Here is a 17,232-nt window from a genome sequence, read left to right on the forward strand (position 1 = left end):
CAGGTCTGGGCCCGGCTCAGACTTGCAGGTAATCCAGGATCCCTTCCGCCGCATTGCGGCCTTCGAAGATCGCCGTCACCACCAGGTCGGAACCCCGGACCATGTCGCCGCCGGCGAAGATCTTCGGGTTGCTGGTCTGGTGCTTGTACTGACCCTGCTCCGGGGCAACGACGCGGCCCTGGCTGTCGGTCTGGATGCTGAACTGCTCGAACCATGGCGCCGGGCTCGGGCGGAAGCCGAAGGCGATGACCACGGCGTCCGCCGGGATGATCTCTTCGGAACCGGGGATCGGCTCGGGGCTGCGGCGACCGCGGGCGTCCGGCTCGCCGAGACGGGTCTCGACCACCTTCACGCCTTCGACCTTGTCCTCACCGACAATGGCGATCGGCTGGCGGTTGTAGAGGAACTTCACGCCTTCTTCCTTGGCGTTCTTCACCTCTTTGCGCGAGCCTGGCATGTTCGCTTCGTCACGACGATAGGCGCAGGTCACCGACTTGGCGCCCTGGCGAATCGACGTGCGGTTGCAGTCCATCGCCGTGTCGCCACCGCCGAGCACCACGACCTTCTTGCCCTTCATGTCGACGAAATCTTCCGGCGACTTTTCAAAGCCCAGGTTGCGGTTGACGTTGGCGATCAGGAAGTCCAGCGCGTCGTAGACGCCCGGCAGGTCCTCACCGGCAAAACCGCCCTTCATGTAGGTGTAGGTGCCCATGCCCATGAAGACCGCATCGTACTCTTCGAGCAGTTGCTCCATGGTCACGTCCTTGCCCACCTCGGTGTTCAGGCGGAATTCGATGCCCATGCCGGTGAAGACTTCGCGACGATTGCTCAGCACGGTCTTTTCCAGCTTGAACTCGGGGATGCCGAAGGTCAGCAGGCCACCAATTTCTGGGTTTTTGTCGAACACCACCGGGGTCACGCCGCCACGTACCAACACGTCGGCACAGCCAAGGCCCGCCGGGCCCGCGCCGATGATCGCCACGCGCTTGCCGGTCGGCTTGACCTTGGACATGTCCGGGCGCCAGCCCATGGCAAACGCGGTATCGGTGATGTACTTCTCCACCGAACCGATGGTCACCGCGCCGAAACCGTCGTTGAGGGTGCAGGCACCTTCGCACAGACGATCCTGCGGGCACACCCGGCCGCAGACTTCCGGCAGGGTGTTGGTCTGGTGGGACAGCTCGGCGGCCTGGAGGATGTTGCCCTCAGCCACCAACTTCAGCCAGTTGGGAATGAAGTTGTGCACCGGGCACTTCCATTCGCAGTACGGGTTACCACAACCCAGGCAACGGTGGGCCTGGTCGGCCGACTGCTGGGGTTTGAAAGGCTCGTAGATTTCCACGAACTCTTTCTTGCGTTGACGCAACAGTTTCTTCTTCGGATCCTTGCGCCCGACATCGATGAACTGGAAGTCGTTATTCAGACGTTCAGCCATTGTTAAAACCTCATCAAACTCTTCAGGCGCATATCACTGCGGGTTGGCACGGGTGCTGGAAAGCAACGATTTCAGGTTGGCCGCCTTCGGCTTGACCAGCCAGAAACGACGCACGTAGTCATCGAGATTCTCGGCGAGTTCACGACCCCACTCGCTGTTGGTTTCCTCGACGTACTCGTTCAGCACGCGTTGCAGGTGGCTACGGTAGGCTTCCATCGCCTCGCCGCTGATGCGCTGGATTTCCACCAGTTCGTGGTTGACCCGGTCAACGAACGTGTTGTCCTGGTCAAGCACGTAGGCGAAACCGCCGGTCATGCCAGAACCGAAGTTGTAACCGGTCTTGCCCAATACGCAGACGAAACCACCGGTCATGTACTCGCAGCAGTGATCCCCGGTGCCTTCCACCACGGTGTGGGCGCCGGAGTTACGCACGGCGAAACGCTCGCCTGCGGTGCCGGCGGCAAACAACTTGCCGCCCGTGGCGCCGTACAGGCAGGTGTTGCCGATGATCGCACTGTCCTGGGTCTTGTAGACGCTGCCCTTGGGCGGAACGATGACCAGCTTGCCACCGGTCATGCCCTTGCCCACGTAGTCGTTTGCATCACCTTCCAGGTACATGTTCAGGCCGCCAGCGTTCCAGACGCCGAAGCTTTGCCCGGCCGTGCCCGTGAAGCGGAAGGTGATCGGCGCATGGGCCATGCCCTGGTTGCCGTGTTTGCGGGCGATTTCCCCGGAGATCCGCGCGCCGATGGAACGGTCGCAGTTGCAGATGTCCAGTTCGAATTCGGCACCGCTCAGGTCGTTGATCGCCGCAGCGGCCATGTCGACCATCTTCTCGGCCAGCTCACCCTTGTCGAACGGCGGGTTGCGATCGACATGGCAGAACTGTGGCTTGTCCGCTGGAATCAGATCACTGCCCAGCAACGGGGTCAGGTCCAAGTGATGCTGCTTGGCGGTCTGGCCCTCGATCACTTCCAGCAGATCGGTACGGCCGATCAGCTCTTCCAGCGAGCGTACGCCCAGCTTTGCCAGCCACTCGCGGGTCTCTTCGGCCACGTAGGTGAAGAAATTCACCACCATGTCGACGGTACCGATGTAGTGGTCCTTGCGCAGCTTGTCGTTCTGGGTCGCCACGCCGGTGGCGCAGTTGTTCAGGTGGCAGATGCGCAGGTATTTGCAGCCCAGGGCGATCATCGGCGCGGTGCCGAAACCGAAGCTCTCGGCGCCGAGGATGGCGGCCTTGATCACGTCCAGGCCGGTCTTCAGGCCACCGTCGGTCTGCACCCGGACCTTGCCGCGCAAATCGTTGCCGCGCAGGGTCTGGTGGGTTTCGGCCAGGCCCAGTTCCCACGGCGCGCCAGCGTATTTGATGGAAGTCAGCGGCGATGCGCCGGTGCCGCCGTCATAGCCGGAGATGGTGATCAGGTCGGCATAGGCTTTCGCCACGCCGGCGGCAATGGTGCCAACGCCCGCTTCCGCCACCAGTTTCACCGAGACCAGGGCCTTCGGGTTCACCTGCTTGAGGTCGAAGATCAGTTGCGACAAGTCTTCGATCGAGTAGATGTCGTGGTGCGGTGGTGGCGAGATCAGGGTCACGCCGGGAACCGCATAGCGCAGCTTGGCAATCAGGCCGTTGACCTTGCCACCGGGCAATTGGCCGCCTTCGCCGGGCTTGGCACCTTGGGCAACCTTGATCTGCAGCACTTCGGCGTTGACCAGGTATTCCGGCGTAACGCCGAAGCGGCCGGTCGCCACTTGCTTGATTTTCGAACTCTTGATGGTGCCGTAGCGCGCCGGGTCTTCACCACCTTCACCGGAGTTGGAACGCGCACCGAGGCGGTTCATGGCTTCGGCCAGGGCTTCGTGGGCTTCCGGGGACAACGCGCCCAGGGAGATACCTGCCGAATCGAAGCGCTTGAGCACCGATTCCAGCGGTTCCACTTCACTGATGTCCAGCGGCGTGTCGAGGGTCTTGACCTTGAGCAGGTCGCGGATCATCGACACCGGACGGTTGTCCACCAGCGCGGTGTATTCCTTGAACTTGCTGTAGTCGCCTTGTTGCACGGCCGCTTGCAGGGTGTTGACCACGTCCGGGTTGTAGGCGTGGTATTCGCCACCGTGGACGAACTTCAACAGGCCGCCTTGCTGGATCGGCTTGCGCGGGCTCCAGGCTTCGGCCGCCAGGGCTTTCTGCTCGGCTTCGATATCGACGAAACGCGCACCCTTGATGCGGCTCGGTACGCCACGGAAGCTCAGCTCGCAAACTTCTTCCGAGAGACCGATGGCCTCGAACAACTGCGCGCCACGGTACGAAGCGATGGTCGAGATGCCCATCTTCGACAGGATCTTGAGCAGGCCCTTGGTGATGCCTTTGCGGTAGTTCTTGAACACCTCGTAGAGGTCGCCCAGCACTTCACCGGTACGGATCAGGTCGCCCAGCACTTCGTAGGCCAGGAACGGATAGACCGCCGAAGCGCCGAAGCCGATCAGCACCGCAAAGTGATGCGGGTCACGTGCGGTAGCGGTTTCCACCAGAATGTTGGAATCGCAGCGCAGGCCTTTCTCGGTCAGGCGATGGTGCACCGCGCCAGTGGCCAGGGAGGCGTGGATCGGCAGCTTGCCCGGGGCGATGTGACGGTCGGTCAGCACGATCTGGGTAAGGCCGGCGCGCGCGGCTTCTTCAGCCTGGTCCGCGATGTTGCGGATCGCTGCTTCCAGGCCGACGCTTTCGTCATAGTTCAGGTCGATGACCTGACGCTCGAAGCCAGGGCGTTCGAGGTTGGTCAACGAGCGCCACTTGGCCGGCGAAATGACCGGCGAGCTGAGGATCACCCGCGAGGCATGCTCTGGCGATTCCTGGAAAATGTTGCGCTCGGCGCCCAGGCAGATTTCCAGGGACATCACGATCGCTTCGCGCAGCGGGTCGATCGGCGGGTTGGTCACCTGGGCGAATTGCTGGCGGAAGTAGTCGTACGGCGTGCGCACGCGCTGGGACAGTACGGCCATCGGCGTGTCGTCGCCCATGGAGCCGACCGCTTCGTAGCCCTGCTCGCCCAGCGGACGCAGCACCTGGTCACGTTCTTCGAACGTCACCTGGTACATCTTCATGTACTGCTTGAGCTGGTCGACGTCATAAAAGGCCGAACCGTGGTCGTTGTCTTCCATGGTCGCCTGAATGCGCAGGGCATTCTTGCGCAGCCATTGCTTGTATGGATGACGGGACTTGAGGCGGTTGTCGATGGCGTCGGTGTCGAGGATCTGGCCGGTCTCGGTGTCCACGGCAAAGATCTGCCCAGGGCCTACGCGGCCTTTGGCGATGACGTCTTCGGGCTGGTAGTTCCAGACACCGATTTCCGAGGCCAGGGTGATGAAACCATTGGTCGTGGTGACCCAGCGCGCCGGGCGCAGGCCGTTACGGTCCAGCAGGCACACCGCATAGCGACCGTCGGTCATGACGATACCGGCCGGGCCGTCCCACGGCTCCATGTGCATGGAGTTGTATTCGTAGAAGGCCCGCAAGTCCGGGTCCATGGTCTCGACGTTCTGCCAGGCAGGCGGCACGAGCATGCGCACGCCACGGAACAGGTCGATGCCGCCGGTGACCATCAGCTCCAGCATGTTGTCCATGCTCGAGGAGTCCGAACCGACGCGGTTGACCAGCGGGCCAAGCTCTTCGAGGTCCGGCATCAAATCGTTGGCGAACTTGGTGCGACGGGCCAGGGCCCAGTTGCGGTTGCCGGTGATGGTGTTGATCTCGCCGTTATGGGCAAGGAAGCGGAATGGCTGGGCCAGTGGCCATTTCGGCAGAGTGTTGGTGGAGAAGCGCTGGTGAAACACGCAGATCGCGGTTTTCAGGCGCTCGTCGCTCAGGTCCGGATAGAAGGCGGTGAGGTCCGCCGGCATCATCAGGCCTTTATAGATAATGGTCTTGTGGGAAAAGCTGCAGATGTAGTGATCGGTGTCGGCGGCGTTGGCCACGGACGAACGACGACGGGAGCTGAACAGCTTGATCGCCATTTCCTGGTCGCTCAGGCCTTCACCGGCAATGAACACCTGTTCGATCAGCGGCAGGCGCTCGAGGGCCAGGCGGCCGAGGACGCTGGTGTCGATCGGCACTTTGCGCCAGCCGACGAGTTGCAGGCCGGCGGCCAGGATCTCGCGGTTCATGTTCTCGCGAGCGGCCTGGGCCTTGACCGGGTCCTGATTGAAAAACACCATGCCCACGGCGTACTGCTTGGGCAGGGTCACGCCAAACGTTTCCTGGGCAATGGCACGCAGGAACTCGTCTGGCTTTTGAATCAGCAAGCCACAACCGTCACCGGTCTTGCCGTCGGCGTTGATCCCACCACGGTGGGTCATGCAGGTCAGGGCCTCAATGGCCGTTTGCAAAAGGGTATGACTGGGCTCGCCCTGCATGTGGGCTATCAGGCCGAAACCGCAGTTATCCTTGAATTCATCTGGTTGGTACAGACCTGCTTTCATAGACACTTTCTCACCAGGCTGCCTCTTAGCGAGGCAAATTTCTTTTCAATTCAACCAGTTGCATGCCGCGCCGAACGTACGCCAGCTTTGCGGGGGCAAAAGGGAGGTCATTGTACACACCGACACAGAGGCCCACAAATTTGACGACGAACTGTCGCAAATCCATGTCGCATTTGTGAAAGGTTTAAAGCTATATGCTGTGCTAGTCAAAACTTTTTTGGGTTCGACCGCTACGACTCAAACACTACTGTGACGCAGACACCACAAGGCGCGCGGCCTGAAAGGCCGCCCGCCCTTGCGGAAATTTTGAGGTTGCCGGGAGAGGCGGCCTGGGTAAGGCCGCCGAATCATCAGCGAGTTGCTGCCAGTTCCTGTTGGACGCTGGCGACAGTGCGAGGCCAAGGTTTACCAGCCTGAACCTTCGCTGGCAAGGCCTTGATGGCGGAAACGGCTGCGTCACGGTTGGCAAAGCTGCCGTAAGTGATGACATACAGCGGCTTGCCGTTGAGTACTTTCTTGAAATAACGGTACTCGCCGCCTTGCTCCTTGACGAAGTTCTGCGCGGCGGTTTCAGAGCTGGTGCCAAGGATCTGCACCACATAGTTGCCCGGAGCCTGACCGGCGTACCAGCTACCGCCCGCGGCCTTGGCCGGGGCAGCAGGCTTGGCCGCGGGTGCTGGCGCCGCCGGTTTGGCCGCTGGCGCAGGTGCAGGAGCGGGCTTGGCGGTGGCGACCTGAGTAGGCGCAGGGGTCGGCTTGGCGGCCGGAGCCGGCGATGGCGTCGGCGCAGGGCCGGCCGGTACGCCCGCAGGCGGCGCGGTGGTGGTCACAGTAGGTGGCACGTCGCTGGTGTCTTCGATCGGAGGCGGCGCTCCGTCGTCACCCTCGGTGATTCCACCGGCGGCTTCAGCCAACGGACCGCGCATGACCGGCTGCGACTGGCCGACCAGCGGCAGTGGCATTGGCTGGGTATTGCCGGCGAATTCCACCGCCGGGGCACCGCCGTTGGGTTGTGGCGTGCCCTGACCGAGAGGCAGCTGTGCCTGTTCGTTGGCAGGTGCGCCGGTGGTCGGTGCTTTGCTGCGACCCGGCATCAGCCAGGCGGCAGCCACCGCGACCACGACCACGGCGGAAATCGCCAATACGTGTTTCTTCGGCATGTTGAACCCCATACTTGGACGCTTCACCGCTGAGCGGCTGGCGATCATGATTTCGATCAGAGCATCTCGGGCTACCTGGTTGATATTCCCTGGCCAGCCGTCGGAGCTTTCGTGAATCTCAGAGATCTGATCCGCGGTGAAAAGTTCGATACCCCGGCCGGCGCCTTCGAGACGCTGGGCCAGATATTCACGGGTTTCTTCCTCGGTGTAGGGCGCCAGTTCGATAACGTGGAAACGCTCTTCCTCAAGGTCCAGTTGCTCGAGTTCAGCGATCAACGACGACTCGCCAAACAGGAACACATGAGGACGACCCTCCGGCGCGCCGGCAGCCAGGGCCAACAGGGCTTCCAGGGCGGATTCGTCGAGTTGCTCGGCATCGTCCACCAGCAGATAGACTTCCTGCCCCGTCAACGCCAGTTGCACGATCTGGCCGAGAATCGCGCCGATTTCCGCCTGCTCGACATTCAGTGCCTGGGCGACCTGACGCAGCACGCCAGCTGCGTCGCCGGCGCCACGGGCCGATATCACGACGCTTTGCACCGACTGTTTGTTGGTGCTGGCCACCAGGGCCTGGCGCAGCAAGGTCTTGCCGCTGCCCTGGGGGCCGGTGACGACCAACAGCAACTGGCTGTAGCGCGCCAGATGATGCAACTGGCCCAGCACCGGCTTGCGCTGGGCGGGAAAGAATTTGAAACCCGGGACCCGTGGGGCGAAAGGGTCGTGACTCAACTGGAAATGGCCGAGGAAAGCCTCGTCGGCATGCAAACTAGTCATCGGAATCTTTTTAACCTTTAAGCTGAGCCAGGGCGCGGTAGTCCGCTCCCAGCGTGGCCTGTAGAACCTCTTTCGGATAATCGTCGGTCACCACCGCTTCGCCCATGCGGCGCAGCAGCACCAGACGCAGACGACCGTCGATCACTTTCTTGTCGATTGCCATGTGTTCAAGGAAATCCGCCTCGCTCATTTCCTCGGGCGGCACCACCGGCAGCCCGGCACGCTGGAACAGACGGATCCCACGATCACGCTCCTGCTCGCTGATCCAGCCCAGGCGCATGGACATTTCCAGGGCCATGACCGTACCCGCGGCAACCGCCTCGCCATGCAGCCAGACGCCATAGCCCATGTGGGTTTCAATGGCATGGCCGAAGGTATGGCCCAGGTTCAGCGTGGCGCGCACGCCCGATTCACGTTCATCGGCGCCGACCACCGCGGCCTTGGCGGCACAGGAGCGCTCGATGGCGTAAGTCAGCGCCGCCTGGTCCAGCGCGCGCAGGCGGTCGACATTGTCTTCGAGCCAGCCGAGGAAAGGCTCGTCGCAGATCAATCCGTACTTGATGACCTCGGCCAAGCCCGCGGACAACTCACGGGGCGGCAGGGTCTTGAGCGTTGCCGTGTCGATCAGCACCACGTTGGGCTGGTAGAACGCGCCCACCATGTTCTTGCCCAGCGGATGATTGATGCCGGTTTTGCCACCTACCGACGAGTCGACCTGGGAAAGCAGCGTAGTGGGGATCTGGATGAAATCGACACCGCGCTGATAGCAAGCCGCCGCAAAACCGGCCATGTCGCCGATCACACCGCCACCCAAGGCAACCACGGTGGTGCGGCGGTCATGCCGGGCAGTCAGCAGGCCGTCGAAAATCAGTTGCAGGGTTTCCCAGTTCTTGAAGGCCTCGCCGTCGGGCAACACGACGGAAATGACCGAATAGGCAGACAGGCTGCGTGCCAGGCGTTCCAGATACAAAGGGCCGACGGTTTCGTTGGAGATGATCGCGACTTGCCGCCCGGCGATGTGCGGCGCCAGCAATTCGGGCTGGTCCAGCAAGCCTTCGCCAATATGAATCGGGTAGCTGCGCTCGCCCAGGTCGACCTTAAGTGTCTGCATGTGTCCCCACAGTGAAGATGAAATCAGGCGTCCTGCCTGCATTGACGAAATTACACGGTGCCCGCTGTGGCGCCAGTTAATGGCCATCCGCCACGCCCCAGACGGGCCAAGGCGGGACGCCGAGGATAGCGCATTTCGCGCCGCGCATTAACGGGGGGGCAATTGTTGCAGGCGATCGAGGATTTCCAGTACCACCATCCGTGGCGGCCGCTCGTCGGTTTCGATGACCAGGTCGGCGATTTCCCGATACAGAGGGTCTCGCACTTCCAGCAGGTCCCGTAAGGTCTTGGCCGGGTCGGCCGTACGCAGCAGCGGCCGGTTGCGATCGCGGGCGGTACGGCCAACCTGCTGTTCGACGGAAGCATGCAGATAGACCACTCGCCCTCCGGCATGCAGCGCCCGACGATTGGCTTCGCGCATGACCGCGCCGCCGCCGGTGGCCAGCACCACGCCTTCAAAATCGCACAGCTCGGCAATCATCGCCTGCTCGCGGTCCCGAAAGCCCGGCTCGCCTTCCTTATCGAAGATCCATGGGATATTGGCACCCGTGCGCAATTCAATTTCCTTGTCGGAATCTTTGAATGGCAGGCGCAGCTCTTTGGCCAGCAAACGACCGATGGTGCTTTTTCCAGCCCCCATCGGCCCAACAAGAATCAAATTTCGCACAGAATCAACGACTCACAGCAATCGCCTGGTTGTTCATGATACGCGGAGTGAGAAACACCAGCAGCTCGGATTTTTTCTCCGAGACCACATCACGCCGGAAAAGGCGGCCAAGATACGGCACATCGCCAAGAAATGGCACCTTATCTACAACCTTGCTCTGAGTATTTGAGAAAACGCCACCAATAACAATGGTCTCGCCGTCATTGACCAGCACCTTGGCGTTGACCTCATTCTTCTTGATCGGCGGGACATCCTGCACTTTGTTCAGATAATCCGGCTCATCCTTGGTGACCTTGACCTCCATGATGATGCGGTTGTCCGGGGTGATCTGCGGCGTGACCTCCAGCGACAACGATGCTTCCTTGAACGACACCGAGGTGGCGCCGCTGGAGCTGGCTTCCTGGTAGGGAATTTCCGTGCCCTTGAGGATTTTCGCGGTCTCCTTGTCGGAGGTCACCACCTTGGGCTGGGAAACGATTTCGCCGTTGCCGGTTTTTTCCATGGCGGTCAGTTCCAGGTCCAGCAGCACGTTGTCCGTGATGAACGCGATACCAATCCCTGAGGTGTTGCCTGAAGCCCCGAGGTCGACGAACGGTTGGTTGGTGCCGGTACTGCCCGGCGTGCCGATGGTCGTGGAGTCTCCCGTGGTGACGCCGGAAGAATTCCAGTTGCCCTTGTTCTGTATCGAGCCCCCCCAGCGCACGCCCAGGCTCTTGTCGTAATCGACGTTGGCCTCGACGATTCGCGCCTCGATCATCACTTGACGCACGGGTATGTCCAGTTGCGCGACGATCCGGCGCAGCTCGTCGAGCCGGTCCTGGGTCTGGTAGGCGATGATGTTGTTGGTGCGTTCATCGACCGTGATCGTGCCCCGCTCGTCGGCCTTCGCCTCGGCACTGGTGACCGACTGGAACAGTTTGGCGATGTCGGCCGCCTTGGCATAGTTGACCTGCAGCAGCTCGCGCCGCAGCGGTGCCAGGTCGGCAATCTGCTTCTGGGACTCAAGCTCCTGGCGCTCGCGTGCCGCAATCTCGTCGGCGGGCGCCACCAACAGGACATTACCGACCTTGCGCTTGTCGAGCCCCTTGGTCTTGAGCACGAGATCCAGCGCCTGGTCCCACGGCACGTTCTGCAACCGCAGGGTGATACCGCCTTGCACGGTGTCGCTGGCCACCAGGTTAAGGTTGGTGAAGTCGGCGATCAACTGCAGCACCGAGCGCACTTCAATGTCCTGGAAGTTGAGTGACAGCTTTTCCCCGTTGTAGGCGGCGCGATCGCTGTTGCGTTTCTGCAAGTCTTCGACCGTCATTGGCCGGACGCTCACGGTCAGCTTGTTGTCGGTCTGGTAGGTCGAATAGTCGAAGGTGCCGCTGGGTTCGATGCTGATGGTGGCGCGGTCGGAACCCACGCTGGCATTGACGAACTGCACCGGGGTGGCGAAATCCTTGACGTCCAGGCGCACCCGCAGGGGTTCGGGCAACTGGGTCCTGGGGAAGTCGAGGATGATCCTGCCTTCGCGCTCCTGGATATCGGGCGCAATGGAAGGGTCGGACAAGTCAATGACCACATTGCCTTCCCCTTGGGTCCCACGCTGGAAGTCCACGCCCCGGATGGCCTTGCCTGCCGGAGCGCTGGCCCTGGTGAGGGACGGTACGGCTCCTGCAGGGCGCGGTGCCTGCGCCGCGGCCCTGGCGGTCGCGCCCTTGCCAACCACTACGAAGAGGTTGTTGCCCTCGATCCGCGTGTCATAGGGCGCCAGCTGGGTAAGGCCGATGATCAGCCGCGTGCGGTCCCCCGCCTCGACCACGGTGGCGCTGCGTGCGTTGCCGCCGCCCAGGTCATGGCTTTTGCTGGCCAATCGATTGGTCACGCCGGGCAGGTCCAGCGCGATTCGCGCCGGTTGTTCGGTGGTATAGCCCCGGGGTGGGGGCGGCGGACCATCGAAGCTGAGCTTCAGTTCGACACGGTCCCCCGGCAACGCCGCGACATCGAGCGTCTTCAGGCTGGCCCCCTGTACCATCGGTGACAACAGCGCTATCCATAGCGAAATACCGAGGGCTGGAAAAATCCTGTTCATTGTTCGAATTCCACTATGAGTGCTCTTTCAAAGGAATGGTCCGCGGCCGCTCCAGCCAGGCGCCCTCGCCATCGGGAACGATTTCGACCACATCGACCTGCGTGGCGCTGATCGCGACGACCCGCCCATCATTGCGTCCCAGGTAGTCCCCCACCTTCAGCCGATGTACGCCGCCCGCGCCTCGTACCAGTGCAAAGGAACCGCTGGCATTGGAGATCGTCCCGACCATCTCGAACTGCTCGATATTAAAGCCTTCCAGGTACTGCTTGACCCGGTTGGGATCGGGCCGCACGTTGCGCGAGCCCTGCGGCCGACCCGCCTGGTCCATGCGCACTTGCCTGGAGAAAGGGCTGCGCAGGTTCGCGGCGCTGTAGGTGAAGGTTTCGTTGGGCTTGAAGGTCGGCGTTGGCTCGATCTTGCCAGGTGGGCGCAGGCGCACCTCGTTCATGTAGGCATCCAGGTCACTGAAGCCGTCGTCGCTGTTACAGCCGGCCAACGCGACCAACCCGGCCAGCAGGCTCACACGCCAGGCCGACATCATGGCTGCGCCTCCTGCTCGTTGTACCGGTAGGTCTTGGCCTGGATGCTCATGCGCAGCTTCGTCCCCTCCTCGGGCTCCATCGGGGCGATCTCGAAGTCGTGCAGAGTCACGATTCGCGGCAACCCGGCCACGCCGCTGACGAATGTCGCCAGGTCATGGTAGCCGCCCGTCACGGTGATCTGGATCGGCAGCTCGATGTAGAACGGCTGGGTGACTTCCGGCAGCAGTTTGATTTCCTCGAACTCCAGGCCACTGCCCAGGCCGGTGCGGGTGATGTCTTCCAACAGGCCTGGCACTTCGGTGTCGCTGGGCAACTGCCGCAGCAACACGCCGAACGAGGTCTCCATTTGCTTCATCTGCTCGGTGTAGCGCTCCAGGTTCGCCGCCATGTGAGCCTTGCCCGCAAATTGCGCCTTGAGGGTGTTCTCCTCTTCCTGCACTTGCTGCAACTGAGTCTGCAGGTCACTCAAGGCGAAGTTATAGCCCAGCCCCAGAACCAGTATCACCAGCACAATGCCAGCCAGCCATTTGATCGGTGCCGGCCACGAACCAATATTGTTGGTGTCCAAGTCGCTGAGGTCGATCTTGCGCAGTGCGTCCAGCCATTCTCCGGGCTTCATTGGGCGTCCTCCGCATCGGCCGGGCGGGTCTGGCGAACCGTCAGCTGAAAGATGTTCGCCTGGTCGAGCTGGCCCGCCGTGGTGGCCTTCACTTCCGTCAGGCTCGGAGCGTCGAACAAGTCCGATGAGTCCAGGTTGCGCATCAGGTCAGAGACGCGGTTGTTCGACTCCGCCGCCCCTGTTATGGACAAGGTGCCCTCTTCCATCTTGACGTCAGTGAAATACACACCGTCGGGCAGGGTCCGCGCCAACTGATCGAAAATCCGCGCGCTGACCGGCCGATTGCCCTGCAGGTCCTGGATGATGCGCATGCGCTCCAGCAATTGTTGCCGCCGTGCCTTTAATTCGCTGATCTGCTCGATGCGCTCGTCCAGGACGGCAATCTGCTCGCGCAGGTGGCTGTTGCGCGCTGTTTGATAGTCGATGGCACTGTTCAGATATTGCACCGCGATCAAGGTCAGGCCCACCGCACCGACCAGCGCGCCGACCAATGCCAGCAGAAAGCGCTTGCGGCGCTCTTCGCGCAGCTCTTCGCGCCAGGGTAGAAGGTTGATCCGCGCCATCAGTCGAAACTCCTGAGGGCCAACCCGCAGGCGATCATCAGCGCGGGCGCGTCACTGGCCAGGGCGCCCGCGTTGACCTTGCTGCTCAGGGCCATGTTGGCGAACGGATTGGCCACCTGGGTGGGTGTGCCCAGGCGCTGCTCGATGAGCCGATCCAGCCCCGCCACCGAAGCCGTGCCGCCGGCCAACAGGATGTGATCGACCGCGCTGTACTGGCCGGAGGCAAAGAAAAATTGCAGCGAGCGCGATACCTGCTGGACCAATGCTTCGCGAAACGGCTGCAGCACCTCGCCGAGATAGTCGTCTGGCAACCCTCCCTGCTTTTTTGCCAGGCCGGCCTGCTCCGGCGTCAGGCCGTAGCGGCGCTGGATTTCCTCGGTCAGTTGGCGGCCACCGAACAACTGCTCGCGGGTATAGATGATGCGCCCGTTGTGCAACACGCTGAGGGTGGTCATCGTGGCACCGATGTCGACGACCGCCACCGTCAATCGTTCCTGAGTCGCCGCCAACTGGGTCGCGAGCAGGCCAAAGGCACGCTCCAGCGCATAGGCCTCCACGTCGACCACGCGGGCCGTCAACCCAGCGAGCGCCAGCGCGGCCTCGCGGACCTCGACATTTTCCTTGCGACACGCGGCCAGCAGCACCTCGACCCGCTCGGTGCTGCGGGGCGAAACGCCAATAACCTCGAAATCGATCGCTACCTCATCCAGGGGGTAAGGAATGTACTGGTCGGCTTCGATCTTGAGCTGGTTTTCCATTTCGTCATCGGACAGCCCGGCATCCATCTCGATGGTCTTGGTGATGACCGCCGAACCCGCGACGGCCACCGCCACGTTGCGCAAGGGCGTCCTGGCCTTGGCGAGCACCCGCGACAGCGCCTGCCCCACGCCTTCGAGCTCGGCAATGTTCTTTTCGATCACGGCATTGGCCGGCAGAGGCTCGACCGCATACGACTCGACGCGATAACGATCACCCTGGCGACTCAATTCGAGCAGCTTCACCGACGTCGAGCTGATGTCGATTCCCAGAAGCGCATGGGCTTTTTTATTGAAGAGTCGTAGCACTACCAATTCCCTATGACTATCCGTGAGTTACGGACTCTCTAATAAGCGTTGCGTTCAATCCCCCCGGACCGACGAACGTCCGGATGGCGTTCCCGACGAAAAAAAATGCTTATAATGCCCAGCGTTTTTTTTCGCTTTGTTGCAAGCACGGGTTCTTCCCTGCACCTGGCGCCTTTTCATTCTTTGCCTGGATATCCAAAAGCCTTGATTCGTCTGCTGAAATTTTTCGGATGGTCCATCGTCGCCGTTTTCTGCGGACTGCTCTTGGGCCTGAGCGGTGCGTTTCTTTACCTTAGTCCGGGATTGCCGTCCGTGGAGGCGCTGAGAAGTATTCAGTTGCAGATTCCCCTGCGGGTGTACAGCAGCGACAACAAGTTGATCGCCGAATTTGGCGAAATGCGCCGCACGCCGATCCGTTTCGCCGACATTCCGCCCAATTTCATCAATGCGTTACTAAGTGCTGAAGACGACAATTTCGCCAACCACTACGGCGTCGATCCCGGCAGCCTGATGCGCGCCGCCAGCCAGCTGATCAAGAGCGGCCACATCCAGTCCGGTGGCAGCACCATCACCATGCAGGTGGCGAAGAACTTCTTCCTGACCAGCGAGCGCAGCTTCTCGCGCAAGACCACCGAGATCCTCCTCGCCCTGCAAATCGAGCGGCAGCTGACCAAGGACGAGATCCTCGAGCTGTACGTGAACAAGATTTACCTGGGCAACCGCGCCTACGGCATCGAGGCGGCAGCCCAGGTGTATTACGGCAAGTCGATCCGCGATGTGAGCCTGGCGCAGATGGCGATGATCGCCGGCCTGCCCAAGGCGCCGTCGCGCTTCAATCCGCTGGCCAATCCGGCGCGCAGCAAGGAACGTCGCGACTGGATCCTGGGGCGCATGTACAAGCTCGGCAAGATCAGCGAAGCGGACTACACCGCCGCGGTCAATGAGCCGCTGAACGCCAGCTACCACGTCCCGACTCCAGAAGTGAACGCCCCGTACATCGCCGAGATGGCCCGTGCCGAGATGGTCGGTCGCTATGGCAGCGACGCCTACACCGAAGGTTTCCGCGTCACCACCACGGTGCCGAGCGATCTGCAGGAAATGGCCAATACCGCGCTGCACGAAGGCTTGATGACCTATGACCAGCGCCATGGCTACCGGGGCCCTGAATCGCGCCTGCCAGGCAAGACCAAGGAAGCCTGGGCCCAGGAATTGACCAAGCAACGCACCATCAGCAGCCTGGAACCGGCGATCGTCACCCAGGTGGACAAGGACGGCATCAAGGTCCTGACACGCAATGGCGATTCGGAAGAGCACGTGGCATGGGACACCATGAAATGGGCCCGTCCGTTCCTCAATACCAACAGCATGGGGGCCAATCCTCGCCAGCCATCGGACGTGGCGCAGGTCGGCGACCTCGTCCGGGTGCAGCGCCAGCCGGACAATTCCCTCAAGTTCAGCCAGATCCCGGCCGCCCAGGGCGCGCTGGTTTCCCTGGACCCGCAAAACGGCGCGATCCGTTCGCTGGTGGGTGGCTTCGCATTCGAGCAGAGCAACTACAACCGTGCCTTGCAGGCCAAGCGCCAGCCGGGTTCGAGCTTCAAGCCATTCGTCTATAGCGCCGCGCTGGATAACGGCTACACCGCCGCCAGCCTGGTGAACGATGCGCCGATCGTCTTTGTCGACGAATACCTGGACAAGGTCTGGCGCCCCAAGAACGACACCAATACCTTCCTTGGCCCGATTCGCCTGCGCGAAGCCTTGTACAAGTCCCGCAACCTTGTATCGATTCGCCTGCTGCAGGCCCTGGGCGTAGACCGCACCATCGACTACATCAGCAAGTTCGGCTTCAACAAGCAGGACTTGCCGCGCAACCTGTCCCTGGCCCTGGGCACCGCGACGCTGACGCCGATGGAGATCGCCACGGGCTGGAGCACATTTGCCAACGGCGGGTACAAGATCACCCCGTATATCATCGATAAGATAGAAAGCCGTAACGGCGAAACGCTGTTCCTTGCCAACCCGCCACGGGTCCCCACGGGCGAAGAGGCCAGCAACGGCGTCGCCGCGCCTGCCACTGAGACCTTCACGGTGAACGCAACAGGCGGCGAAGCCACCACCGCCCCTGCCGTACCACAAGCGCCGGCAATCGCCGAACGCATCGTTGACGGACGCACCACCTACATTCTCAACAGCATGCTGCAGGACGTGATCAAGCTCGGCACCGGCCGTCGAGCCCTCGCCTTGGGCCGCACCGACCTGGCGGGCAAGACCGGTACCACCAACGAATCCAAGGACGCCTGGTTCTCCGGCTATAACGCCGATTACGTGACCACCGTCTGGACCGGTTTCGACCAGCCCGAAAGCCTGGGTCGGCGAGAGTTCGGTGGCACCGTGGCGCTGCCGATCTGGATGAGCTACATGGGCGCCGCCCTCAAGGACAAGCCGCCCCACACCCAGCCTGAACCGGAAGGCATCCTCAGCCTGCGAGTCGACCCGGTCAGCGGCCGCGCGGCCACGCCAGGTACGCCGGGTGCGTACTTCGAACTGTTCAAGAGCGAAGACACCCCGCCGTCGGTCAACGAGCTGGGCAACGGCGTAGCGCCGGGCAGCCCGTTGCCGGCAGACGAGGCGGCGCCGATCGATCTGTTCTGACCGACCCCACCTCCCTGTGGGAGCCGAGCTTGCTCGCGATGGCGGCGGCCCAGGCAACCCAAAACCCGTGGCGAGGGAGCTTGCTCC

The 17,232-nt window shown here is 62.1% G+C and carries 11 protein-coding genes; 1 reads left to right on the top strand and 10 read right to left on the bottom strand.

The genetic code is table 11. The features are described from left to right. Positions 1-16: 16 nt before the first annotated feature. The 10 genes from M1D68_RS23250 to M1D68_RS23295 form a co-directional block, all read right to left on the bottom strand. The gene (locus M1D68_RS23250; protein ID WP_003196992.1) at positions 17-1,435 is read right to left on the bottom strand and encodes an FAD-dependent oxidoreductase; all 1,419 of its coding nucleotides are present in this window, start codon (positions 1,433-1,435) and stop codon (positions 17-19) included. 33 nt (positions 1,436-1,468) lie between these two features. Continuing rightward, the gene (gene gltB / locus M1D68_RS23255; protein WP_457968510.1) at positions 1,469-5,917 is read right to left on the bottom strand and encodes a glutamate synthase large subunit; all 4,449 of its coding nucleotides are present in this window, start codon (positions 5,915-5,917) and stop codon (positions 1,469-1,471) included. 350 nt (positions 5,918-6,267) lie between these two features. Next, the gene (locus M1D68_RS23260) at positions 6,268-7,851 is read right to left on the bottom strand and encodes an AAA family ATPase (protein ID WP_434561068.1); all 1,584 of its coding nucleotides are present in this window, start codon (positions 7,849-7,851) and stop codon (positions 6,268-6,270) included. Positions 7,852-7,861: 10 nt separating this feature from the next. Next, complete coding sequence (gene aroB / locus M1D68_RS23265; protein WP_420767044.1) at positions 7,862-8,962, bottom strand: 3-dehydroquinate synthase; 1,101 nt, start codon at positions 8,960-8,962, stop codon at positions 7,862-7,864. A gap of 147 nt (positions 8,963-9,109) precedes the next feature. Further along, entirely contained in the window at positions 9,110-9,628 is a 519-nt protein-coding gene (aroK, locus tag M1D68_RS23270) for a shikimate kinase AroK (RefSeq protein WP_420767043.1), read from the bottom strand. Between the two features lie 4 nt (positions 9,629-9,632). Continuing rightward, the gene (pilQ, locus tag M1D68_RS23275; RefSeq protein WP_457968512.1) at positions 9,633-11,705 is read right to left on the bottom strand and encodes a type IV pilus secretin PilQ; all 2,073 of its coding nucleotides are present in this window, start codon (positions 11,703-11,705) and stop codon (positions 9,633-9,635) included. Between the two features lie 13 nt (positions 11,706-11,718). After that, the gene (locus M1D68_RS23280) at positions 11,719-12,243 is read right to left on the bottom strand and encodes a pilus assembly protein PilP (RefSeq protein WP_420767099.1); all 525 of its coding nucleotides are present in this window, start codon (positions 12,241-12,243) and stop codon (positions 11,719-11,721) included. Then, positions 12,243-12,866, bottom strand: coding sequence for a type 4a pilus biogenesis protein PilO (gene pilO, locus M1D68_RS23285; protein WP_434608201.1), 624 nt, complete (start codon positions 12,864-12,866; stop codon positions 12,243-12,245). The genes M1D68_RS23280 and pilO overlap by 1 nt, the downstream gene beginning before the upstream one ends. Further along, positions 12,863-13,429, bottom strand: a complete 567-nt coding sequence (locus tag M1D68_RS23290) for a PilN domain-containing protein (RefSeq protein WP_434608203.1) — start codon at positions 13,427-13,429, stop codon at positions 12,863-12,865. Before M1D68_RS23290 ends, pilO begins: the two co-directional genes overlap by 4 nt. Further along, positions 13,429-14,493, bottom strand: coding sequence for a pilus assembly protein PilM (locus tag M1D68_RS23295; protein WP_434608205.1), 1,065 nt, complete (start codon positions 14,491-14,493; stop codon positions 13,429-13,431). The genes M1D68_RS23290 and M1D68_RS23295 overlap by 1 nt, the downstream gene beginning before the upstream one ends. A 207-nt stretch (positions 14,494-14,700) precedes the next feature. Between M1D68_RS23295 and M1D68_RS23300 the strand changes: the two genes are divergently transcribed. Then, positions 14,701-17,145 (top strand): penicillin-binding protein 1A, encoded by a 2,445-nt coding sequence (locus M1D68_RS23300; RefSeq protein ID WP_434564161.1) that lies wholly within the window; start codon positions 14,701-14,703, stop codon positions 17,143-17,145. The last annotated feature ends 87 nt before the right edge of the window (positions 17,146-17,232 follow it).

It is taken from the genome of Pseudomonas sp. R4-84 (assembly GCF_054130985.1).